The organism is Ensifer sp. ENS11, assembly GCF_014851895.1.
In the GTDB taxonomy this organism is placed as follows: Bacteria; Pseudomonadota; Alphaproteobacteria; order Rhizobiales; family Rhizobiaceae; genus Ensifer; species Ensifer canadensis.
The window spans coordinates 1-23,663 of sequence record NZ_JACVAN010000009.1 but is presented as its reverse complement, the minus strand read 5'-3'; the positions used below and the strand labels follow the sequence as shown (position 1 = coordinate 23,663).

General features: G+C 59.8%; 20 protein-coding genes and 1 pseudogene. 13 read left to right on the top strand and 8 right to left on the bottom strand.

Annotation, left to right across the window (positions count from 1 at the left end; all coding sequences use genetic code 11):
• Positions 1-375: 375 nt before the first annotated feature.
• Positions 376-657 (top strand): hypothetical protein, encoded by a 282-nt coding sequence (locus tag IB264_RS18410; RefSeq protein ID WP_057225938.1) that lies wholly within the window; start codon positions 376-378, stop codon positions 655-657.
• Between the two features lie 41 nt (positions 658-698).
• On the opposite strand, the gene IB264_RS18405 is transcribed toward IB264_RS18410, so the two are convergent.
• From IB264_RS18405 to IB264_RS18380, 6 genes are all read right to left on the bottom strand, one after another.
• Positions 699-1,451, bottom strand: a complete 753-nt coding sequence (locus IB264_RS18405; protein WP_057207163.1) for an ABC transporter ATP-binding protein — start codon at positions 1,449-1,451, stop codon at positions 699-701.
• Positions 1,448-2,299, bottom strand: a complete 852-nt coding sequence (locus IB264_RS18400; RefSeq protein ID WP_057216941.1) for an ABC transporter ATP-binding protein — start codon at positions 2,297-2,299, stop codon at positions 1,448-1,450. Before IB264_RS18400 ends, IB264_RS18405 begins: the two co-directional genes overlap by 4 nt.
• Positions 2,296-3,198 (bottom strand): ABC transporter permease, encoded by a 903-nt coding sequence (locus IB264_RS18395; protein WP_025430294.1) that lies wholly within the window; start codon positions 3,196-3,198, stop codon positions 2,296-2,298. Before IB264_RS18395 ends, IB264_RS18400 begins: the two co-directional genes overlap by 4 nt.
• A gap of 9 nt (positions 3,199-3,207) precedes the next feature.
• Positions 3,208-4,257, bottom strand: a complete 1,050-nt coding sequence (locus IB264_RS18390) for an ABC transporter permease (RefSeq protein ID WP_025430295.1) — start codon at positions 4,255-4,257, stop codon at positions 3,208-3,210.
• A gap of 87 nt (positions 4,258-4,344) precedes the next feature.
• Positions 4,345-5,931 carry an ABC transporter substrate-binding protein gene (locus IB264_RS18385; protein WP_025430296.1) on the bottom strand — a complete coding sequence of 529 codons (1,587 nt, stop codon included), beginning with the start codon at positions 5,929-5,931 and terminating at the stop codon, positions 4,345-4,347.
• Positions 5,932-6,317: 386 nt separating this feature from the next.
• Positions 6,318-6,944 carry a helix-turn-helix domain-containing protein gene (locus IB264_RS18380; RefSeq protein ID WP_057225941.1) on the bottom strand — a complete coding sequence of 209 codons (627 nt, stop codon included), beginning with the start codon at positions 6,942-6,944 and terminating at the stop codon, positions 6,318-6,320.
• A gap of 387 nt (positions 6,945-7,331) precedes the next feature.
• Here IB264_RS18380 and IB264_RS18375 point away from each other — a divergent pair, with 387 nt between their 5' ends.
• The 9 genes from IB264_RS18375 to IB264_RS18335 all read left to right on the top strand — a co-directional run bounded on the left by IB264_RS18375 (position 7,332) and on the right by IB264_RS18335 (position 19,311).
• Positions 7,332-8,861 carry an ABC transporter substrate-binding protein gene (locus IB264_RS18375; protein WP_025430298.1) on the top strand — a complete coding sequence of 510 codons (1,530 nt, stop codon included), beginning with the start codon at positions 7,332-7,334 and terminating at the stop codon, positions 8,859-8,861.
• 31 nt (positions 8,862-8,892) lie between these two features.
• Positions 8,893-9,864, top strand: a complete 972-nt coding sequence (locus IB264_RS18370) for an ABC transporter permease (protein WP_277996390.1) — start codon at positions 8,893-8,895, stop codon at positions 9,862-9,864.
• Positions 9,865-9,930: 66 nt separating this feature from the next.
• Entirely contained in the window at positions 9,931-10,725 is a 795-nt protein-coding gene (locus IB264_RS18365) for an ABC transporter permease (protein WP_192433922.1), read from the top strand.
• On the top strand, positions 10,722-12,377 hold the full coding sequence (locus IB264_RS18360; protein ID WP_128090343.1) for an ABC transporter ATP-binding protein: 1,656 nt from the start codon (positions 10,722-10,724) through the stop codon (positions 12,375-12,377). The genes IB264_RS18365 and IB264_RS18360 overlap by 4 nt, the downstream gene beginning before the upstream one ends.
• Positions 12,364-13,824 (top strand): amidase, encoded by a 1,461-nt coding sequence (locus IB264_RS18355; protein ID WP_025430302.1) that lies wholly within the window; start codon positions 12,364-12,366, stop codon positions 13,822-13,824. Before IB264_RS18360 ends, IB264_RS18355 begins: the two co-directional genes overlap by 14 nt.
• Positions 13,825-13,829: 5 nt before the next feature.
• Complete coding sequence (locus IB264_RS18350) at positions 13,830-14,750, top strand: MurR/RpiR family transcriptional regulator (RefSeq protein ID WP_239637612.1); 921 nt, start codon at positions 13,830-13,832, stop codon at positions 14,748-14,750.
• A 30-nt stretch (positions 14,751-14,780) separates the two neighbouring features.
• On the top strand, positions 14,781-15,971 hold the full coding sequence (locus tag IB264_RS18345) for a serine hydrolase (protein ID WP_025430304.1): 1,191 nt from the start codon (positions 14,781-14,783) through the stop codon (positions 15,969-15,971).
• Between the two features lie 393 nt (positions 15,972-16,364).
• Positions 16,365-18,212, top strand: coding sequence for a patatin-like phospholipase family protein (locus IB264_RS18340; protein WP_192433878.1), 1,848 nt, complete (start codon positions 16,365-16,367; stop codon positions 18,210-18,212).
• A gap of 409 nt (positions 18,213-18,621) precedes the next feature.
• Complete coding sequence (locus tag IB264_RS18335) at positions 18,622-19,311, top strand: helix-turn-helix domain-containing protein (RefSeq protein WP_309141654.1); 690 nt, start codon at positions 18,622-18,624, stop codon at positions 19,309-19,311.
• Here IB264_RS18335 and IB264_RS35395 read toward each other — a convergent pair.
• Together IB264_RS35395 and IB264_RS18325 are read right to left on the bottom strand one after the other, a co-directional pair.
• On the bottom strand, positions 19,308-19,892 hold the full coding sequence (locus IB264_RS35395) for a hypothetical protein (protein ID WP_192433876.1): 585 nt from the start codon (positions 19,890-19,892) through the stop codon (positions 19,308-19,310). The two genes, IB264_RS18335 and IB264_RS35395, sit on opposite strands and share 4 nt — an antisense overlap.
• A gap of 534 nt (positions 19,893-20,426) precedes the next feature.
• Positions 20,427-20,739: pseudogene (locus IB264_RS18325) on the bottom strand (LysR family transcriptional regulator); the annotation flags it as partial.
• A 162-nt stretch (positions 20,740-20,901) separates the two neighbouring features.
• On the opposite strand from IB264_RS18325, the gene IB264_RS18320 reads away from it, so the two are divergent.
• From IB264_RS18320 to IB264_RS18310, 3 genes are all read left to right on the top strand, one after another.
• Positions 20,902-21,594: a hydrolase gene (locus IB264_RS18320; protein WP_084814034.1), complete on the top strand. Its 693-nt coding sequence runs from the start codon at positions 20,902-20,904 to the stop codon at positions 21,592-21,594.
• A 256-nt stretch (positions 21,595-21,850) separates the two neighbouring features.
• Positions 21,851-22,525, top strand: a complete 675-nt coding sequence (locus IB264_RS18315; protein ID WP_025430309.1) for a DUF1275 family protein — start codon at positions 21,851-21,853, stop codon at positions 22,523-22,525.
• 327 nt (positions 22,526-22,852) lie between these two features.
• Positions 22,853-23,663 (top strand): IS110 family transposase (locus tag IB264_RS18310; RefSeq protein WP_192433874.1); only part of this gene is annotated, 811 nt, incomplete at its 3' end.

Below are 23,663 nucleotides of genomic sequence, written 5' to 3'. Positions count from 1 at the left end.
GACGACCAGAATTTGAAAGAGTCTACGCGAAAAAGATTTGGATCGGCACTGTCGGCGTGGACCGCGATGATCGCGGCGCTTCCGCTGGCCATATTGTCCAGCTATGCACGGTCGCGTCCGGTGATGACTACGTTCGCTCCCCTCTCAACCAGAGCCAAGGCGATAGCTGTCGTATGTCATTCGCCACGCCCTTCTTCCTTCCACGGTCGCTTCATCATCAAGCGATCATTGGAGAATCCAGGGTCTAGCCGATTGACGCTCGCGTCAGGGTCAAGACAAATTCCTCTATCACTTCTTGCAAAGGCTCCCTTGCACGGCGAGAGTCTGCCCGCGCATAACGCTTCAGGATCGACCGGGCATTCGGAGTTGACGTCAATGATGGCCACGGGTGACGAAGGTGCGGATCGAATTCACTGTTTTGAGATTTCCAAAGACGCCTGGTACGCGGCAATTTTTGCACTGAGAGACCAAGGATGGTCTCTCGATATGGGTGGCGGTCTTGACCATTCATGGGCGGTACTGGAACGAGACGGCATTCGCATAGAGATGGAATACGATATCTGGAGCGAGGGAGAGATGGTCGTAGCCGCCGGTGACCTCGTGAAATTGAGAGCCAATTTTCCAACGACCGTACTTGTGGAATTGGGATTGATTTGAGGGAGGCGCGGAAGGAGCCGTGGCCCAAGGAGCTCGCCTCCTCATTCGTTGGCTAGCGCACCTTGCGCCCTGTGGTGGCTCGCCCGGAACAGGGTTCGGGTATAGTCGTGCTGCATATCGCCGGAGCGCAATTGCGCGCGGGTCAGCGTTTCGACCGGGCGGGCGTTCTGCATCACCATCAGCCGGTCGCACATGTAGGAGATGACCGCAAGGTCGTGGCTGACGATCACGAAAGTCAGGTTCAGCTCCCGGCGGAGCCGGTTCAGGAGGTTGAGGATTTCGGCCTGGACCGAAACGTCGAGCGCCGAGGTCGGCTCGTCGAGCAGGAGCAAGCGGGGGGAGAGCGACAGTGCGCGGGCGATCGCCACGCGCTGCCGCTGTCCGCCGGAAAGCTCGTGCGGGAAGCGGAAACGGTGCGCAGCCGTCAGGCCGATCATTTCCAGGAGCTCGACTGTGCGGGCGTCGACGTCCGACATGCGGTTGATCCACATCGGCTCGGCGATCGCCCGGCCGATTGTGTAGCGGGGATGGAGTGAGGCGTAGGGATCCTGGAACACCATCTGCGCCACGTGCACCAGATCTCGCCGTCGCCCCTTGCGCGGGTCGATGCCCCCGATGCGGATATCGCCGGTCCAGCGGGGCGTAAGGCCCATGAGGGTGCGCAGCACGGTCGACTTGCCCGATCCGCTTTCGCCGACGAGGCCGAAGCTCTCGCCGGCTGCCACCGACAGGCTGAGGTCTTGGACGGCCACCGCGCTGCCGAAATGGACGCTGAGATTGTCGATCCGGATCATGCACGCACCTCGTTCCAGCTTGCGTCCCGCTCCAGGGTTGGCAGCGGCGTCAGCGGCCCGTCGATGGCCGGCAGGCAGGCGATAAGCCCCCGCGTATAAGGATGCTTCGCTTCGTGCATCCGTCGCGCATCCAGTGTTTCGACGACCTGACCGGCATACATGACCAGCACCCGGTCGCAGAAGCGCGAGACGAGGTTGAGGTCGTGACTGATGAAGATCAACCCCATCCCGCGGCGTTGGACAAGCTCCTCCATGATCTCCAGCACCTGGGCCTGCACCGTCACATCGAGGGCGGACGTGGGCTCGTCGGCGATCAGCAGCTCCGGTTCGCGCACCACCATCATCGCGATCATCACGCGTTGGCCCATGCCGCCGGAAAGCTCGTGCGGGTAGAGATCGAACACCCGCTCCGGCGCACGGATGTGCACGGCTTCCAGCACCTCCAGCACCTTCCTGCGTATCGCCGCGCGGGGCAGCGAACGATCGCCGAGCCGGATGGCTTCCGCGATCTGCTTGCCGACGCGCATGACCGGATTGAGCGAGAATTTCGGGTCCTGCAGGATCATTCCCATGCGACTGCCGCGCAAGTGACGGCGCAGCCGCGGCGTGGCCGCCAGGAGATCGATGCCGGCAAAGGACATGGCTTCGGCCGACACCCGCGCATGGCCGGGCAGCACGCCCATCAACGCCCGGCTGGACAGGCTCTTGCCGGAACCACTTTCGCCGACGATGCCGAGCTTCTCCCGGCCGACACTGAATGACACGCCCTTGACCGCTTCGATGATCCCCCCACCCTCGCCGACAAAACCGACGCGCAGGTTTTCTACGTTCACAAGTGTCTCGCTCATGCGCGCCTCCTGAGGTGTGGATCAAGCAGGTCGCGCATGGCGTCCCCCAGAAGATTGAACCCGAGGCTGACGACGAAGATCGCAAAGCCGGGCATTGTCGCCACCCACCACTGGTCGAAGATGAACTTGCGACCGGTCGAGATCATCGCGCCCCATTCCGGTAGCGGCGGCTGCGCGCCAAGACCGATGAAGCCGAGCCCCGCCGCCGTCAGGATGATGCCGGCCATGTCCAGCGTCATGCGTACGATGACCGACGAAAGGCACATGGGAATGACGTGGCAGAAGACGATGCGGAATTCGGACCCTCCTGCAAGCCGCACGGCATTGACATAATCACTGTCGCGCACGACGAGCGCTTCCGCCCGCGCCAGCCGCGCATAGGGCGGCCAGGCGGTGAGCGTGATCGCGAGCGCCGCATTGACGATGCCGGGGCCGAGCGCGGCGACGAAGGCGAGCGCCAACAGTAGCTTGGGAACCGCCAGGAACACATCGGTTATGCGCATGAAGACCGCATCGACCCAGCCGCCGGACGTTCCCGCCACCGCGCCGATGATGAGGCCGATGGGGACCGATGTGGCGACGACCAGCCCGACGATCAGAAGGGTCAGGCGCGCACCAAAAAGGACGCGGGAGAAGATGTCGCGCCCCAGCTCGTCCGTGCCGAGCCAGTTCTCGCCGCTTGGCGGCGAGAGACGCCGCACGAGATCGGGCAGGTAGGGATCGTGCGAGGCGAGGAGCGGAGCGAAGACGGCGCTCAGCACCAGCACACCGAGGATGGCGAGGCCGAGCATGCCGAGCGGATTGCCCGCAAAGCGACGGGCGAACTGCCAGAATTCGCCGACGCGGGCCCGCCGCAGTTGGCGCCGGCTGTCGGCAAGGGCGAGGTTCGTTGCGGTCATGGTGGCCTCCTACCGGCGACGAAGGTTGGAGCGCGGATCGAGCATCTGGTACAGCACGTCCGAGATCATGTTGAGCAGGATGAAGACGGTGCCGACAAGCACCGTGCCGCCGAGAACGGCGTTGACATCAGCCCGGAAGAGCGACGAGGCGATGTAGTTGCCGATGCCCGGCCAGGCGAAGACCGTCTCGACGAGCACCGAACCCTCGAGAAGGCCGCCATAGGAGAGCGCGATGACCGTCACGAGCGGGATCGCGGCATTGCGCAGCGCATGGAGCATGACGGTCCGATACTCCGTCGCCCCCTTGAGACGGGCCGTCAGCACATATTCCCGCGATAACTGGTCGAGCATCATGGAACGCGTCATGCGCGAGATATAGGCGAGGCTGTAGTAGCCGAGCAGCACGGCCGGCAGCACGATATGGCTCCACGCATTGGCGAAGACCTCCCATTCGCCGGCAATCAGCGAGTCGATCAGCAACGAGCCCGTAACCGGCTTGACGATCCCCTGGAAGAAGATGTCGATCTGCCCTGGTCCCGACACCCAGTCGAGCCTGGAATAAAAGACGAAGAGGCCGACCAGCCCGAGCCAGAAGATCGGCACGGAATAGCCGATAAGGCCGACGAAGCGTATGAGATAGTCCGGCCATCGGTCATGCCAGTAGGCGGCGGCGACCCCCACGGGTACGCCGACCAGCGTGCCGATCAGCAGACCGAGCGTCGCCAGCTCCAGCGTTGCCGGGAAGAAGCCGGCAAGGTCGGACAGCACGGGCCGATTGGTGACGAACGACGTACCGAAATCGCCTTGCGCGAGCTTGCCGGCATAGACAAGGAATTGCTGCCAGAGGGGCTTGTCCAGCCCCATTTCGAGGAAGACGCGCTGGTAGACTTCCTCGCTCGCCTTCTGGCCGACCACCGAGAGAACCGGATCGATCGGCACCATGCGGCCGATGCAGAAGGTGAGCGCCACGAGGCCGAGCAGGGTGATGCCCACGGTCACGAACAGGAAGAGTATCCGGCCGGTGAAGCCGAGAACCCGGTTGAAGAGAACTGCCGGCACGACCCACTCCGGTTTGATTGTTTGCGATCGACGCTCGGCCGCGAACCGGGACCGAATCCCATTCGCGGCCGAGTCCTGTTCGGACGTTTACTTGCTCACGTTCCAGTAGCGGTCGTCGGAAAAGGTCTGCCCCAGGACGAGGCCCTTAACCGAGCTGCGCACCCCGACCTTGCGGACTTGCTGGAACATGTAGAGGAAGGGCGAAGTGTCGGTATGGGCCTTCTGCATGACCTGATACATGGCCTGCCGCTTCTCCGTATCCTGCTCGCGAACAGCCGCCATCGCATCTTGCGACAGTTTTCCGGCATCCCAGCCGAAACGGTCGGCGAGACCGGTGGAGCCATCCGGCGCGTCCTTCTTGTTGACGGCGAAAGCCTTGGCGTTGGAATGCGGGTCGGGATAGTCAGGTCCCCACAGGCCGAACCAGATGTCGAGGCTTGCCGAGCGGTAGCGCTCCAGCCATTGCTGGCCATCGACCACCTCCAGATTGAGCTTGACGCCGGCCTGCGCCATGGTCGCCTGGATGGCCTGTGCGAAGTCCGTGTAGGGCGGCGTGTTCCAGACGACGGAATCCAGCGTGAACTCGCCGGAAACGCCGGCCTCGCCGAGCAGCTTCTTGGCCTTCTCGATGTCCGGCTTGTAGGGGTTGTAGTCGATCGCACCGAGGAAGCCCTTCGGCACCAGCGTCTGGTGCACCTCCATCGTGCCGCGTGAGATCGTGTCGACGATACCCTGATAGTCCACGAGATACTTCAGTGCCTCGACGACCTTGGGCTTGGCCAGATACTCGTTCCGCACATTCAGGCCCATGTAGTAGATCGTGCCCGAACGGCCGTCGACGAAGCCGACATCCGCATTGTCCTCCAGCGCGCCGAAATCATCGGGGCCGAGCTTGTTGGCGATGTCGATGTCGCCCTTTTCGAGCAGCAGGCGCTGGGCCGCGCTTTCCGGAATGTGCTGGAGGAAGATGCGCTCCAGCCCACCGGTTTCGCCGGCATAGTTCGGGTTGCGGGTCAGTAGGATCGATTGCTTCGGCTCCCAGCGCGTCAGCACATAGGGGCCAGAGCCGGCGGAATTTTCGGCCTTCAGCCATGCATTGCCGAAGTCGCCGCTGACCTCGTGCTCCTGCACAAGCTTGGAATCGACGATGCCGCCCACATAGGAAGACAGGCAGTAGTAGAGGAACGAGGGTGCATAGGTGTCGCCGATCTCGATGACCAGCGTCATGTCGTCGGTCGCCTTGATGCGTTCGTTGGCGTTTTCCGGCGTGAAACCGAACTGGGTAAGGATGAAGGCTGAGCGCGACTTCATCTGGACCACGCGGCGCAGCGAATATTCCGCATCCTTCGCCGTCACCGGATTGCCGGAGGCGAACTTCAGCCCCGGGCGCATCTTGAACGTATAGGTCTTGCCGTCTGGCGAGGCCGTCCACGTTTCGGCGAGCACGCCGATGATCTTGCTGGAATCGTCGGGCGCGACGCTCACCAGCGGCTGATAAATCTGGTTCGCGGCGAGAACGCCGCCGAGTTCCGATACTTCACCAGGATCGAGCGTGATGATGTCGTCGATGGTGTCGGCCACGACGAGCGTGTTCTTCGGCGTTTCGGCCAGCGCATGGGTCGTCGCCAGCGCCAGCGCCATCATCGCTCCGCTTACCAGTCTTTGTACGCGCATGTTTCCTCCTTCAGCCGGCCAGGATTTCACCTGGTGCCGTCTGCTCCCGTGTTATTGTTCTGGAATTGCATTCCCGCGCAGCTGCACGGGCCTTGATCGTCCCACCTTGCGGGCTGGCCCTGTCACGAGGCATGGAACCGGCAAGGCAGCGTTCACCGGATCGGGCGACCTCCACCTCCCGTTCCGATACTTTAGTCAGGCTAAAGTTTATGATGGTCGCTTGTCAATCGCCTTCGTGAGAATTTCGTCTGAAACAAGCTCAAATCCGACACCTACAGCGCCGCGCGTCTTATTAGACGCGCAAAGGTCGCTGCAACACTTTGAACTGCTGCATGTTTTTATCCTTAAATCGAATAGGATTTGAGGAAACATGCAGTAACGGCCAGTCACCGCTCCGGTATGATCCGCGTCGTTCCGACCCAAAGTTCCCTCGCCTCGCCGGGACCGACATTGCAGGCGCGATGCGGCAGCGAGGCGGGAAAGTGCAGCGTGTCCCCCGCCGTCAGTCGGTATTGCCTGTCACCGATCTCGTAGAGCATCTCGCCCTCGATCAGATACAGGAAATCCTCACCTTCGTGACGCGTCAACTCGGAGACATAGCCGGGTGGCATGTGCGTGATGCAGCTGTTGAGCCGAGCATCGGGAAAGCCGCGCTGCAACAGTTGATATACCCGCTCCTCCGCCTCGATGCTGTAACCGTGCCGTTCGCTGGCATGCGAGACCATGGAATAGGTGGGATGTGGCACCTGCTGCAGAAAGGCCTCCACGCTGGCGCCGAGGGCAGAGGCAAGGTTGTAGAGCGAGATCAGCGACGGCGTCGAAAGACCGCGCTCGATCTGGCTGATGAAGCCCTCGCTGAGCCCAACCTCAAACGCGACCTGTCGCATCGTCTTGCCGATCTCCTTGCGCCTTTGCCGAAGCGCGCGGCCAAGTGAAACGGCGGGCGGAAATTGTGGAGAAATGGGGAACTGCCCGACGCCCCTCTGCCGCGTCACCCGTTCGTCGAAGCTCATATCGTCTTTCCGCTTTGTCCTGATTTGAGGAAAAACTTTAGCTTCACTAAAGTCATCAGCGCAAGCCAAAACGACATGTGGCCGCATTCGACAATCATTCACGCGGGATTTCGCGCAGGTTTCATTGCCGTCAACAAGACAGGCGCCTGGGCTAACAGCCGATCATTCCCCGCGACCCGTGCGCGCGCGCCGTAACAGCCTTTGCTCAGCGGCTTTGGGCGGTGAACGGTCCCAACACGCGTTCTCGTTCAGTCTACTGAACGCCTGTTCATCGCAAGATTTGATATTTTTTTATCGTTCATATTGACCAATGTTGGATTGTTAACATACTCTCACCCGAACAAGCCCGACTACCACCAAAAACGATCGACGCTGGGAGGCGCGGAAATGGGAACAGCAACAAGACTACCGCTCGTTGCGGCAACTTTATATCTAGGCGCTTCGGTCTTGGCCGTTCATCCGGCGTCGGCTTCCGAACTCATCAGGATCGTATCCCCGTACAAGACCACGACGCTCGACCCGTTGCGCTCTGCCGCCGCGGGCAACATCGAGACATACGGCCAGCTCTATGCGCGCCTTGTACAGCGCAACACCGCAAACGGCGAACTTGAAGCAGGACTGGCTGAAAGCTGGGATATTTCGGAGGATGGCCGCACTTATACATTTCGCTTGCGGGACGCAAAGTTCTCGAATGGCACAACCATCACGGCCGATGACGTCGTGTTCAGTCTGTCGCGCATCCACGATGACAAGCAGTCAGCCTATCCCGCCCCGCTCGGTGCAGTGGTGACCATCACGGCATCTGACCCCAAGACGGTGGTGATTAGACTGAAGTCTGCGTTCGCACCATTCCTGGGCAATCTCGAAATTTGGAACATGGGGATTGTTTCCAAGGCTGACGTCGAGGCTCAGGGCGCGGAGAAGGCTTTCAGCAGCGCGCCAGTGACATCGGGCCCGTACGCCGTCAAGGAATGGAAGCCGAATGATAAGCTCGTGCTGCAACCCAATGAGCACTATTGGCGCAGCGGCTATCCAAAATCGGACGCGATCGTCGAACTGAAAGAAGTTGCCTCTCCTGAGACGCGAGCGGCGATGTTGAAGGCCGGCGAGGCTGAAGTGGTGCGCGCAGTACCGTGGGCGCAGATTGATGACCTGAAGGCAACGGACAGCATCGATATGCGGCTCGAACCTTCGACCACGATCTATATGACGTTGATGAACCACAAGCGCGAGCCGTTTTCAAACATGAAGGCAAGGCAGGCCGCAGCCTATGCGATTGACAACAAAGCAATGGCAAAAGCGATCACGCGGGGTTACGCAGAACCCGCCAACACGACCCTGCCCGGCAGTATCGATTTCCACGACAAGGACAACCCTGGCATCCCCTTTGATTCTGCGAAGGCAAAGCAGTTACTGATTGAGTCTGGAATGTCCGGACACGAGGTGAAGATCCTCGCCACATCGGGCGCGACCGAACAGCAGATGGCGTTGCTGCTGCAGGCACAGTGGCAGGCCATCGGACTGAAGCCAGTCATTGTAAACGTTGACTCCGGTGCCTGGTGGGATGCAACCGCCAAGGGCGACTACGATGCGGCGGCAAACTGGTGGTACAACGAGACGCCCGATCCCGATCTGGCTGTTCGTTGGGCAGTCTGCGGCACTTGCGGCTCCAACTCCTACAACACCTTCTACGCCAACCCGAAGGTCGACGAACTGGTTGCGCAGGGCACCATGGAGACAGATCTCCGGAAGCGAGCGGAGATCTATAAGGAGATCCAGAGGATCACGACCGAAGAGGTGTCTCAGATTCCTCTGTTCTATGCGCCGAACGCGGTCGCCTACTCGAAGAACCTCGAAGGCATCAAGCTTACCCCCTCCCTCCAGTGGACCCTCGAAGATACGACGGTCGCCAAGTAGATGAGATCAGGCGGGGCGGCGGCGCTTTGGTGTGCTGCCCTTCCCTCTCACCGGAGGAACCAGATTGAACTTTCTGTCACTCATATCGCGGCGCATGCTGCAGTTGCTTGCCGTGATGGTCGGGATCAGCATCGTCACCTTCCTGCTGCTGCACCTCGCGCCCGGCGATCCCGCCCGTCTCCTTGCAGGCGACCGTGCGAGCCCCGAAACGATCGCGGCCATTCGTTCGCACTATGGTTTGGATCAGCCGCTCTGGCGGCAGTACCTGACCTACACCATCAATCTACTTGGAGGTGACATCGGTCAATCACTGCGATTCCAGCGACCGGTAAGCGAACTCATTTTGCAGTTCATGTGGCCAACCTTGTTCCTTACGGGTTACGTCGTGACACTGGCCGTTCCGCCAACAATTGCGTTGGCGATCACCAGCGCACGCGAACCAGGCGGTGCCGCCGACCAGACCATTCGGATCATCGGCATCATCGGCCTCACCATTCCGGTTTTCTGGCTGGGTATCATGATGTCGCGCTTCTTCGGTGTTTCCTTGGGATGGTTTCCTGTTTCAGGCTACGGCGAGACCTTTGCCGAGCATCTGCACCATTTGTTTCTGCCCGCGATGTCGACGGCGATCTGGCTTGTTCCGGTGCTGACCCAGAGTCTCCGCGCTGCGCTGATCGAAAAGACCACGGCCGACTTCGTAACCGCGGCGCGTGCTCAAGGTGCAAGCGAGCGGGAGATCTTCTGGAAAACCATCCTGCCCAACGCCGTTCTTCCGACGCTCAACCTTCTGGGCGTTATGGTCGCCTTCATGATCGGCGGGGCCATCATCGTTGAAACGGTCTACGCCATACCTGGCCTCGGCTCGCTGATGGTCGGCGCACTCCTCGGCCGTGACTACTATGTGGTGCAAGGGCTCACGCTCGTTTTTGCCTTCTCCACCGTATTCATAACGCTAGCCGTCGATCTTGTTTCGGCTTTGATCGATCCCCGAATCCGGCTCTGAGGTACCACAATGTTGAAATTGCCTGCTTTATCAGGGGTCATTGCATTCACAACGCGGCTCTCACCGATGATGGTGCTGGCGATCGCCATTCTTGGCGGCTGGCTGTTCATCGCCCTGGCCGCTCCCCTGATCGCGCCATACGACCCGGACACGATCGACATCGCCAGTATGCTGACAGCGCCCAGCGCAGATCATTGGTTTGGAACCGATCAGGTAGGTCGCGACGTTTTCTCCCGCGTCATTTACGCAGCGCGCGTGGACCTGTTTCTTTGTGTCATCGGCGTCCTGCCTCCGCTTGTAATCGGCACCATCGTCGGGCTCTTCAGCGGTTACTTCGGAGGCATGGTCGATAGCGTCTTCATGCGGGTCTATGACCTTACGGTCGCCTTTCCATTTTTTGTCTTGGTTCTGGCAATCGTCGGCGTGATCGGACCGGGCCTCGTCAATTTTATCATCGCACTGACGATCGTCGGCTGGGTCAGCTACGCGCGTCTTGTCAGAGCCGAAGTCCTGACGGTTCGCGAAAGCGAATTCGTCCGCGCCGCCGAATGCCTCGGCTACCCGAGACGAGCGGTCCTTTTCCAACACGTTCTGCCGAACGCGATCGGACCAGTCATTGCCTATGCCGTGAGCGACGCCGTGCTTGTCATGCTGGCCGGGGCGAGCTTTGGCTATCTCGGCATGGGCGTTCAGCCGCCGCTCGCAGAATGGGGCGTCATCATTGCCGACGGACAGGCGTTCATCCAGCAAGCATGGTGGATCTGCCTCTTCCCAGGTCTCGCGGCAATTTCACTCGGACTGGGCTTCGCCTTTCTCGGAGACGGTCTCGGCCAATGGCAGCGTCGGGAGGTGGCCGCATGAGCATGGCAAGCAAGCTCTCACCATTGATGGAGGTTGAAAACCTGTCGATCTCCTTCGGATCCCTCGAGACTGTGAAAGGCGTGTCGTTTAGTGTCAATGCTGGCGAAATCCTCGGCATCGTCGGGGAAAGCGGGTCTGGGAAGTCCCTCACGTGCCGCGCGCTCATGGGCATTCTTCCCAGGACAGCAACGACGATGGGCGCTGTCCGGTTGGAGGGGCGAAGCCTCCTCGAACTTGGCGAGCCTGACTGGTGCTCGATCCGCGGCCGCGAACTCGGTATGATCTTCCAGAACCCCGCTTCACATCTCGACCCGCTCCGTCGCATCGGCAAGCAAGTCGCAGCACCGATGGTGCGGCATCTGGGAATATCGAAGCGCGAAGGAGAGCGGCGGACAATCCAGCTGCTTGAGGATGTTGGCATCCACGATGCGCACGCGCGATCGCGTTCTTATCCGCACGAATTCTCCGGCGGAATGAAACAGCGGGCCATGATCGCCGCTGCAATCGGTTGTGGACCGAAGCTACTGATCGCCGACGAGCCGACCACAGCACTAGACGTTACTGTCCAGGCGCGCATCCTTAAGCTTCTGCGCGATCTGAACCGAAATCGCGGCTTGTCGATCATCCTGATTTCTCATGATCTAGCCGCAATCGCCAGCACCTGCTCGCGCGTGATCGTCATGCGCAACGGCGAAATTGTTGAGCAGGGCACGACTGAGGAAATCATTAACCGCCCCAAAAGCAGCTACACACAGCTCCTGATCGCGTCGCAGCCAAACGGCTGGAGCAACACCGGTGATCAAGCGCCTGCATCGCGGTCCACCCCCCTGATCAGCGTTGACAAGCTTTCCGTGTCGTTCGTGCCGCGAGGCAATCTCCTAACCGGTTCGGCATCCAAACGAATCCCATTCCTTGCCCTGAACGAAGTCGATCTTCAGGTCAGCGCCGGAGAAACGGTGGGCATCGTCGGCGAAAGCGGATCGGGCAAGAGCACGCTCGCGCGGGCGATTGTACGGCAGAACAAGCCGAGCAATGGCGCGATCAGTTTCGATGGCAGCGATGTGCATGAGTTGAGCGGCGCGGAGCTCAGGCGTTTCCAACGGCGCGTGCAAATGGTTTTCCAGAATCCGTACGATTCACTCAACCCCCGAATGAGTGTCCGGGACGCCGTCGCCGAGCCGATATGGAGGCACGGCCTGTCAGACCGACGCTCGGCTCTAATTCGCGCAGACGACCTTCTGGAGATGGTCGAGCTGCCGAGGGCGTTGCGAGAGCGTCGCCCCCGACAGCTATCTGGCGGCCAATGCCAGCGTGTCGGCTTGGCCAGGGCACTCTCGCTAGAGCCAGAATTGTTGATCGCAGACGAAATCACGTCCGCTTTGGACGTGACAACACAGGCACAAATCCTGGAACTCCTGGGCAGACTTCAGCGCGAGCGGCAACTCGCATTGCTCTACATTTCCCACGATCTCGGCGTCGTCAACAGCATTTGCCAACGGGTCTATGTCTTTAAGGGAGGCAGGATCGTTGAGAGCGGCCCGACACAACAGGTCCTGAACAAGCCACAAGATAGCTACACCCGCGAGCTTGTCGGTTCAGTCACCCACCTAAAGCCCCATGCAAGACAAGGAATGTGCCATGCGCCTCGATGAGTACGTCACCTACGATGGCGTCGGCCTTGCGCAACTCTTGGCAAAGGGTGACGTAAGCCCGAGAGATTTGGGGCGGTGCATTACGAGCTCGGTGACGGCAGTGAACTCAAAGATCAATGCCGTCATAGAACTGTACTCCGACGCCTTGGATTGCCTTCCGGAGAAGCCGGGCCCGGGCCCGTTCTACGGGATCCCGACACTGACAAAGGACTTTCCGGTCGAGGCGGGGCGCCCTGCCGAGTTCGGCAGTCGGCTTGCTGAGGGAAACCGGACGACGCAGGACGCCGTTTATTGGGAACGACTTAGAAACGCGGGCCTGGTCAATGTCGGCCGTACGACCAGCTCGGAGTTCGGCGTGGCCGCAACGACAGAAACGCTGCTCTACGGCAACACCTCTAATCCATGGGATCCCAAGCGCGGCGTCGCGGGGTCAAGCGGCGGTGCGGCCGCGGCAGTTGCAGCAGGCATTGTGCCATTCGCGCAGGGCAGCGACGGTGGCGGATCGATCCGCAATCCCGCCTCCTTCTGTGGACTGATCGGGCTCAAACCCTCACGCGGGCGCATTACCGGATCTCCACGCGCCAACGCTCCGCTTCTGGGACTCGCCACGGCATTCATGTTGACGAGATCAATTCGCGACACGGCCCTCCTGCTGGATCTATGCAATGGCCCTGACGCTGGGGATGGATACGAGATTTGCAGGCCGACCAGCAGCTATAGCGAGACAATTCAGCGTCCGCCGAAGGGCTTGCGCATCGCACTCTGCACAGACTCCTGGTCGGGGTTCCAATGTGATCCCGAAGTCGTGAACGCTGTAAGAATGACGGCGGGACTGTTAGCTGCCCTTGGTCATCACGTCGTGGAAGCGCGGCCAGAATTCGACTACGCCGCGTTTCTCCATGCCCAGAAAATCATCTGGGCAGCCGATAGCGCTTCGGGATTGTCGAAAATTGCAGAACACATGCAAAGGAAGCTCGGCCCTGAAACTGTTGGCACCACTGTCCTGGCCTTGCATCGCTACGGAACGACGCTTAGCGGCGCGGAGCTGATCGGTGCGCTTGCCACTTATGACGATGTGACGCGCCAAATCGGCCGCTTCTTCAATCAATACGATCTCCTCTTGACGCCGACCAGCGCCATTCTGCCGGAGATCGTGGGGACATTTGACCCCGCGCGGCCGGAAATCGATGCGGACGATGTCTTCGCCGACCTCGAACCGAAGGAAACGTTTACAGCTCTTTTCAATGGCACTGGTCAGCCAGCAATCTCGCTTCCAACGGGAACATCCTCAAGCGGAATCCCGATTGGCAGCCAGTTGGTGGCCCGGTTCGGGCGCGAGGACTTGCTGCTTGCAGTCGGACGCCAGCTCGAAGAAGGTCTGGATCGTAACAACGGCATATGGGGACAAGGATTTCCCCCTGTCTTTGCAGGTAGCATGCGGGAGTGATGACAGTGACATTTGCCAATGACGAAAGCTCGAACGAGGCTGGTGCGGAGAAGATCGACATTGAAGCGATCCTCCGCGCGCGCATGAACGAATTCTCTCCCTCGGAGCAGAGCCTCGCTGTCTACATGCTCGATAATGTTCAATTGTTGCCCTTTGAGACGGGCAGCACCATCGCGCGCGCAGTAGGCGTGAGCGAGATGACGGTGACGCGTTTCGTACGATCTCTTGGCTTTGAAAATCTTCGCGATCTGAAGAACCGGATGCGCAGCTCTGTTGTAGAGAGAGACGGAGAAGTCGATGACTACATGGCGCGTTTCCAGGTCCGCAACAGCCGACAGCAGGAACTCCAAGAGAGCTTGAAACTCGAGCTGGACGCGATCGTGAAGGCGTATGGGCTGACTGCGACTGAACAATGGGATGAGGCAGCAACGCTTCTTGCCAAGACCCGCCACGTCTATGTCGTCGGATTCCAGGCGTCCAAAGGTTTGGCGATGGATTTCTCGAGCCGCCTGCTATGGGCGCGCCCAAACGTTCTCTTCGCCGACAACGCTACAGGCACCTTTGGCGAAGTCCTCTCAAGCGATCCCAAACAGAGCGTGGTTGTACTGGTTGATACTGCGGCCTACGCCGCCCGAGGGATCAAGCTGGCTGACAAGCTCAAAGCATTCGGAATTCCACTTATCATTGTGACCGACCGCTACAGTCATTGGGGCTTCACCTACACGCCGCTTGTCTTTGAGGGGCACACACACGTGAAAACCTTCTGGGACTCGACGGCGAGCCTTGGAGTGATCCTCAACCTCATGATCGACTCTGTGGCGGTGAAGCTCGGCCCCAAGGCGAAGCGCAATTTTGCGACAATGAGCGAGATGGGTCAGTTGTTCGGCGAGTTCGTCGGCGGATCGTACCTAAGGCGAAAAGACTAGTACTATCAAGGAAATGCGAAAGAAGTACTGATGACATCGAGCTCTACGCTAACCTTCCGTGATCCCAGCAAACCCGGCGCACCCCTTGTCCCGCGGGCGGAGTGGGATCGCGCGCCGTGGAATCGCTGGACCTTCCAGAACGTGCGTTCGATCGTGCCCACAGCACAGGTCTGGCGAGGTCAGGGTGGACCAACGGAAATGCTCAGTGCGCATCAGGATATTGATCGCGTTGAGTTCGAGCTGGACGGGACCCGCCGGACGGTCGCTAACTTCATGCAAGCGCAGTATACCGACGCGTTTCTCGTTCTGCACCGCGGGAAAGTGGTCGCGGAGAGATATCTCAGCGGCATGACCGCCAGGACGCCGCACCTCTCGCAATCGGTGGCCAAATCCATTGTCGGCACCGTGGCGGGCATTCTTATCGAACGCGGTGAAATCGATCCGGCCGCTCCACTCACCCAGTATCTCCCCGAACTCGAAACCACAGCGTACCGGGGTGCTACCGTTCAGCATGTGCTGGATATGACCAGTGGCGTGGTATTCGACGAAACCTACACTGCCCACGATTCCCACATGGCGCAGTTGGATGTCGCAAGCGGTTGGAAAGACGGACATCAGCCAGACTGGCCGAAGAACGTTTGGGAATTGATCCTCACGCTAAAGGAGGCCGAATGCCCGCACGGGGCTTCGTTCCGCTATCGCTCTATCGAAACAGACGCACTCGCCTTCGTTCTTCAGCGGGTAAGCGGTCTGATGCTATCTGAGCTCGTAAGCCGCGAATTGTGGTCGCGTATGGGGGCTGAGGAAGATGCCTATTTCACTGTGGATCCCGCAGGCTATGCGCTTGGTGACGGCGGTTTCAATGCCACGCTGCGTGACTACGGACGCTTTGCATTGTTGCACCTCGGGCAAGGCAACATTGGTGGTCAGCAGGTTGTTCCCTCAAGATGGATCGAAGAAACTCGCCACGGAAAATCGTACCCGCTTGGAGACAACTATTGCCAGACCTTACCGCGCGGCAGTTATCATAACCAGTTTTGGATCGAGGACCAGAAAAGACGCGCCTATATGGCACGCGGCGTGTTCGGTCAGTTGATCTATATCGACCCGGAAGGCGACTTCGCCGCTGTGATCCTCTCAAGTTGGCCACAGTTCCTCAGCACGGATCGGACGCGGACGGCACTAAGTGCGATACATGCCATCCGTGATGCCTTGAATTAAGTGCTCTCGGACAAGGACAGCCCCGGCGCATGGTAAGCGTTCTGATGGCCTTGGTCATCGTGCCCTTCGCGACGGCAAGCACGCCTGTAGCGGCGGCTTCTTGCGCCGATTGTGTGCAACTCCACGACCGGCATCTTCATCACATTGCCAGCAGTCTCCCCTCGGCCGACGACGTCATTCGTCCATCAATCACGAGGCTGACATCCACGATCGACCCGTCTGCTTTGCGGTAGGGCGGATTACAAACTTGGCTGCCACAGGGGTGGCATCGCTTTTTTTTGAGCCACTGCGCCTTGAAGCGCATTTGAGCGAAACGCATTATTGTTGGTGGGAGCGATCGCGTCTCGAGGAGTGGTGCAAATGTCTTCCGTCGAGTCCCTTGCGGCGAGATTATTGTCGGCGACATTGATGTTCGATCGGGCGTCTTTGGCGGCACTCGAGGCTTTGGCTGCCGAATCCGACAGGCGGATATTGCGACGCGGTGAGGCTCTGGTTCGCGAAGGTGAGCCATCGGATCGGTTCTTTATCGTGCTATCGGGCCGCTTTACGGTGCACAAGGAAGACTATGCTGGCGCGGTCGCCGAGATCGGCCAGGGCGAGCTCGTCGGTGAGGTCGGTTTTTTTGCAGGGCTGCCCCGTATGGCGACCGTGCTGGCTGCCCGCGATTCGATCGTCCTTGAAATCCGCGGCAGCCAGTTCGAGAAGGCGGCCAAAGCTTTGCCAAGCCTGCGGCAGGCGGTCACCACGTTTCTCGCGCGCCGGTTCGCCATGCAGTCTCCGAATTCGTCGCGCCCAAAGGAACCTGCCAAGATCCGAACGCTTGCGATCATTCCAGCTGGCGGAAGTCGCATTTCACCAGTTTTCATCCGTCACCTGCGAGCGGCGTTCGCGGCGGGAATGCGCGCTGAGTTCCTTGCCCGGCCTGACATTGAAGCGCGGTTCGCCGGTCGTCCGATCGACGATCAGTCGGTTCTCAACTGGTTGAACGAACTCGAGGCCAAGACCGAGATCATCGTCTATGTCGCCGATGAAGAGCCCAGTGAATGGACACGGGTCTGCATTCGCCAGGCGGATAGCGTCCTGCTGCTCGCCGACGCGTCCTGCTCGCCCCGCCTGAACCGGTCCGAGGAATTGGCGCTATCGGTTCATTCACCCTCGACCGCGCGGCTCATCCTCATTCACGACAAACGCTCGGCAACGGTTTCTGGTACGGCGAAATGGCTAAACGAGCGTCCTCATGTTGGCCATCATCACCATGTTGCACTGGGGGACGGGTCTGACATCCAACGCCTGGTTCGATTCTTTTCCGGCAAGGCAAGGGGCTTCGTAGCGGCGGGGGGCGGGTCCCTCGGCTGTACGCATCTTGGTGTTTGCAAGGCCTTCGTCGAGGCGGGCGCTTGCTTCGATTATCTCGGTGGGACAAGTTCCGGAGCGGCAATGATGGCCGGTTTCGCCAGAGGGCTGAATGCCGATGAGATAGACCAAGGCACGCACAACATATTCATCAAGGGCAGAGCGTTTCGCCGTCCCACCCTCCCGCATTTCGCGCTCCTGGATCACAAGGTGTTCGATCAGGCCCTTCAGGCCGAGTACGGCGACGTTCTGATTGAGGATCTGTGGCTTCCGTTCTTTGCGCTTTCGACCAATCTCAGCACTCGTCAGCCTCATGTTCATCGCCGCGGAAAGCTCTGGCAGGCGGTTCGCGCGTCAGGCTCGATCCCCGGTGTCCTGCCGCCATTCTTTACGGCTGACGGCGATATGCTCGTGGATGGCGCGATTATGAACAATCTGCCGCTCGAACAGATGAAGGAACTCAAGACCGGGCCCAATGTCGTCGCGAGCTTGGAGTCAGGTGGTCCACAGAAATACCACATCGACTATGATCGCATCCCCGGAGCTTCCGAGTTGGCGCTCGCCTGGCTAAACCCTTTCGGTCGCGCCAGCTTGCCAAAGGTGCCCAGCATGATTCAGGTGATTGCTGCGAGCATGCTGGCACACCGGCCGCAGGACATTGCCATTGGCCCAGAGGATGTCTTGGTTTGTCCGCCGGGTTCGAGCGCGGTGAGCTTCATGGATTGGAGCAGGCATTCCGAATTGTTTGCCGGGGCCTACGACTGGGCCATCCGATGGATCGACGAACGCCTGCGCCAGAACGACCCGGCACTCCAAGCGGTGCTGGCCACCTCAACTCAGGGCCCGATCCAAGTCCGTGGCGACAGCATGGACAAGTCCACCACGTAGCGCGATCCGCCACGTTGTGCCACCAGAGAGCAGTCTCACTTCATGGCTGATTGAGGTACGCCCGTCTCTCGACCCACGGCCGAGCACGAGGAAAAGGAGTACGGATGCGATCCGCTACGGCAGCAAGGTTGCGCCGACTGTCGCCGAGCTTGAAAGGCACATTTGGGCGCGCTCGTGTGAAACCCGCAGAATGCGAATCCGATTCGCGTTCACGTTGCACGCGAACACAGGCTGGAATAAAGTCTAGGAATAGATCCGGCCTTGTTTCGGTAGGTTCGTTCCATAGAAGTCGCGAAGAGATTGTCGTTTGAGCTTATATAGTAAAGACATGGCATGCGTGGGCGTCTGCTTCGGGACGCCTGAAGCCCCGTGCCTGACCACCGTACCAATCCGCGCCGCGAGCTTTTCCGTGACCAGCATTTGCCGGGAGCTTTGGGCAGGTGACGCAAACGACGTTCGGCTTCCGGCCTGCGAGTCCTACTTTCTCATGCTCTATCTAGAGGACGCCGAACACGCAGACATCCGGTCGGACGGCTCCTGCGCTCCGGTTCGCCGCTTTGGGCGTGGCACGATCTGCATCGTCGATCTCGGGGACGGGGCGGCCATTCGCCTCAACAGTCGACTGCGCTCGCTGGCCTTCGTGCTACCCAAGGCCCTGTTCGGCGAGACGGCGGAGCTATCGCCGGACACCGGGCCACGCCGCCTGGTGTGCCGTCGTGGCGAACCGGATTCGGTGCTCTGCAATCTCGGCACGGCGCTGCTGGCATTTTTCGCCGGTAGCGGAAAAGCGCCTTCACCGGCGCCCCTGGGGCCTGTAGCAGTCGCTATCTGCGCCCACCTCCTGCACCGGTATGGCGAGCCGATTGAGGCGAGCGGTGGAAAGGCGGCAAGGGTGTTCCTGCGGGAAGATCTCGGCACCCCGCTATTGCCAATCGCCGCACGGATCGACAGGGCCAAGGCGTACCTCGCCAATCATACCCTCTCGCTGGAGGACATTGCCTGCGCGTGCGGATTCGGCAGCCTTGAACATTTCGCAAAGGCATTTGTCGGCGAAACGGGCGTTACGCCTTCGGTCTGGCGGCGGGGGTGCCTCCATTAGTCCAATTGCTTGAACGAAGAACTTGGCCAGTCTTTCGTTCGCCTGTTAGTTGGGAGCCGTGCGATAGGGAGGCCGCCCCGGAAAGCACCCAGGAGCCGGACGCCATTCGCCGATCGATCCTCGGCGCATCCCCAATCTCCATCATACGGCTGAGATCCGATCGCGAAGACTTGGCACCGAGCCCGGCCAACGCGCGCGATGAGGCCTTCAACATTATCACGCAATTTTTCATGCAGGAACGCGTCGATTAGGCTCGCGACCTGCTCGTCTCCTCGCCGCTGCCAATCGCCGAGATTGCAATGGCGTGTGGCTTTGCCGACCAAAGCCACTTCACGCGGGCTCGCGTGTGGTCGGCACCACGCCGGAATGCCGGCAGCGCCATCAGCGTTGAGTGCAATCGCCGTTATGTGAACGGTGTATCCCTGCCGTCCGCCGAGCTTCCCTTCGTTGCGGGTAAACGGGAGAATCTTCAAAAAGCAGACATTCCGGACAAGAACCTGCAGCGGGATAGAAGCAATATCGGGGAACCACTTCCGCAACCGGCAATTACTCGGGGAGAAGCCGATGATCCTGGCAGTCACGCCGCCGTCATGCCCGACTGGTCACCGGTCAGGACCTTCGGTGGCTATGCCGCCTGGGGCGGTCCGGAAAGGCGCCGGCGCCTGGACATCACGCCTGCCGATCGCCGATCTCAAGGGCTTCTTCGCCGCGCTCGGCTGCGCCTGCAGGGCCGTTCAGCGATAGAGGAACGCACGGCATCGTTAGTTAAACTCCCGCAAAGGATCAAAGAATGAAAAACATGGCCGGACCTGCCGCAATAGCGGCAGTCTCAATCTTGGTCTGTTCATCTGTCGCTCTTGGCGATGACCGTGCCCCAGCAACGGGCAAGGCCCGCCCCTCTTGGGCGAAGGTCGTTGTGAACCATCCGACGCCGAAGCGTGGCGCCTATTACAAGGGGATATCCTCGACCGCGTTCGCAGCTTCGAATGGCAGCAGATCCGATGAGGGTGGTGGCACTCGCCCCACGTTAAGATGATGACCGCCAGAGAAGGAGGGTTGGCTGCCCATGAGTTTGCGTGGCTTACTGCAGCGTCGCCACGAAGGCAGGCACATACTGTTGCCAAACCAGGTCGGCACGCTGATGCGAAGCCGCCCCTGATCCGCCTTGTGGGCGTCGATCACGTCCTTGCGCGCCGTTTCGAGCGCCGGCATGGCGGGCTGGACCTGTGCGGCGAAGATCGCCCCGTCCGTCGTCAGCGACACCTGCCGCGTCGTGCGCACGAAAAGCTGGATGCCGAGATCGTCTTCCAGAATGGAAATGGCCCGTGTGATCGCGGCGGGCGCCAAGTTGAGCTCCCGCGCTACCTGGGCAAAATTTCGTTTTTCGGCGGCAAGCAGGAAGATGCGCAGGGCCTTGTAGTCGTTAATCTTGATTATTTCCAAAACCGCAATTCATTCGCAATTTTTATTGCAATTACTCGACGCAATCAACGGGACTACACCTATTCTCACCAAACAAGTTTACCGCAGAAACCGGCGAAGGCGGCGGCAGACGCCCTGCTTCCCACCAACTCAAAGAGGAGATAACCCATGTCCAGCAAACTCGAAGTCCTGACCCCGCAAAACAGCCAGCTCATCTTCATCGACCAGCAGCCGCAGATGGCTTTCGGCGTGCAGTCGATCGACCGCCAGGTGCTGAAGAACAATGTCGTGGGCCTCGCCAAGGCCGCCAAGGTCTTCGATATTCCGACGACGATCACCACCGTTGAGACCGAATCCTTCTCCGGCCACACCTATCCTGAACTGCTCGCCGTCTTCCCGGAAAACGACATTCTCGAGCGCACTTCGATGAACTCCTGGGACGATCAGAACGTCCGCGATGCGCTGGCGAAGAATGCTGCCAACGGCCGCAAGAAGATTGTCGTGTCAGGTCTGTGGACCGAAGTCTGCAACACGACCTTCGCACTCTCGGCTCTCCGCGATGTTCCGGACTACGAGATCTACATGGTTGCCGACGCGTCCGGCGGCACTTCGGCCGATGCACACAAATACGCAATGGACCGCATGGTTCAAGCCGGCGTCATTCCGGTGACCTGGCAGCAGGTCCTCCTTGAGTGGCAGCGCGACTGGGCGCGGAAGGAAACCTATCACGCCGTCACCACGCTGGTGAAGGAGCATTCCGGCGCCTATGGCATGGGCATCGATTACGCCGTGACCATGGTCCACAAGGGCGAGGAGCGCGTCCATCACGGCAAGCGCATCGGTCCGAACCCCGCAAAATAATCATCACCGGTCGTCTCCCTGGTTTGTCGTCGAGACGCACCAGGGAGGTGGAGGCGCTGACCACAGGGTTCGATTTCCCTTTCGAGCACACGTTGGAGCACCGGACCGGTATTAAGGAGAAAGCACGCAGCACCTGAATAGCGTCGTTAAATCGCCTCACCCGGCCGTCGTCGGAGGACAAGCGTGGATCGCTTGCTGCGCCCGCTTTGCAAGAAGGGCCGGAATCAGTCTCAACCAATAGGGGTCACCGCAGACAATGCTGAATATACTTCGCGGGAAAAGCAATTCACTGGTACTGGCATTCGTCTCCGGATTCGCGGACGCGCTCTTCTTCATTCATTTGGGCGGCCTTTTCGTTGGACTGGTCACCGGCAATGTCGTGCTCCTCGGGCTGGGGCTGGTCGGTCACGAAAGAGGTGGTTTGCGTGGTCTTCAGATCATGTCATTCCCTCTCTTCATGGTGGGCGCGGGTTTGGCGGCGATCATGGTCACCTCGATCAAGCCTCTCGAACGCGCGACGTTCTGGACGCTCATGGTCGCCGCAGCTGCGTTCGCGATGTCCGCTCTTCTTGCAATCTTCGATGCCGGGCCGGTATCCGCCTGTGCACTTCTCGCCGTCGTCGCGATGGGGATGTTGACGGCGATCGAGCGTCTCGACACCAGGCTCGGCCCGCCGTTCTCGCTGATGACAGGCAACATCGCCGGGCTCGCCGCCGCCGCTGCTCGTCGCCTCATCGGCTACACCGAGAAGCCGGAAGAGTGGGGGCAATCATTGACCTCGACCATCCTGGTCCTTGGCTTTGTGCTGGGGTGCGCCGCCGGCGCGTTTGCGCAAGTCACGGTTGGCGTTGCCGGCATGCTCTTGCCAGCCTTTTTGTTGCTCCTGATCGGCCTTTTCTATTCGCCTCAGAGCGCACAGAAGTCGAGCTAAGCGGATGGTCGCTGTCATTTTGTCGCCCGAAGGTGCGATCGCTGCGGCTCGACGGAGACCGCACGACCGCTCGTCGGGCAGACGTCTGGACCTACCCCCTATGCGAATGAGTGGCCTCACCACGTCGCTACTCTGTTGGATCTCTCAACTATGTCATCGACCGCGGTTGAAGGAATGACCTTCCGCAGACCCCCTGACGCACTTAGATGGGATATTCGGCTTTGCGTTTCAGCGTTGACCGTTGTGGATTGCGGTGCTGCGCTTCTGACTGATGGTAAAATGAGGTCATGTCTTTCAACAGCCTCAAACGTCAGAGGGAGAAGCGCAGTGAAACACTATTGTGCACTGGATGTATCGGTGAAAGAGACCGCGGTCTGCATTGTTGATGAGACAGGCAAGATTTGCCGGGAGTCGAAAGTTGCTACTCACCCTGAGGATTTGATCTCGGTGATCAAGGATTCGAAGTGGCAGATTGAGCGGATCGGTCTTGAAGCCGGACCACTGTCGCAATGGCTTTATGAAGGGCTCGCCAAGGCAGGATTGCCGGTGATCTGCATCGAGACCAGGCATGCCAAGGCATTTTTGAAAGCCCAACCGAATAAGACGGACCGCAACGATGCGCGTGGCATGGCCCAGATGATGCGCGTCAATCTCTATCGGCCTGTGCATGTGAAGACATTGACGAGCCAGAAGCACCGAGCATTGCTGACCGCGCGCAAACTCTTGCAGGAAAAAGCCATCGCCATCGCGAATGACATTCGCGGATTGTTGCGCAACTTCGGTCTGAAAGTCGGATTGGTCGGCAAGATCAAATTCGAGGAGCGGATCAATGAGCTCGTCGAAGACAGGCCTGATCTACACGACATCATGCAGCCATTGTTGGCTGCACGCAAACTACTGCGCGCCGAGTTCACCAAGCTGCACAAGAAGGTTTTGGATTTGGTCCGCGAGGATGAAGTCTGTCGCCGATTGACGACGATCCCTGGTGTCGGCCCTGTTGTCGCTCTCACCTACACGGCAACCATCGATATTCCTGGCCGGTTTGCACATTCAAAGGCGGTCGGTTCTGTGCTCGGGCTGACGCCGAAACTGAACGAGTCTGGTGAAAGCAAACGGGTCGGGCGAGTATCCTGTTGCG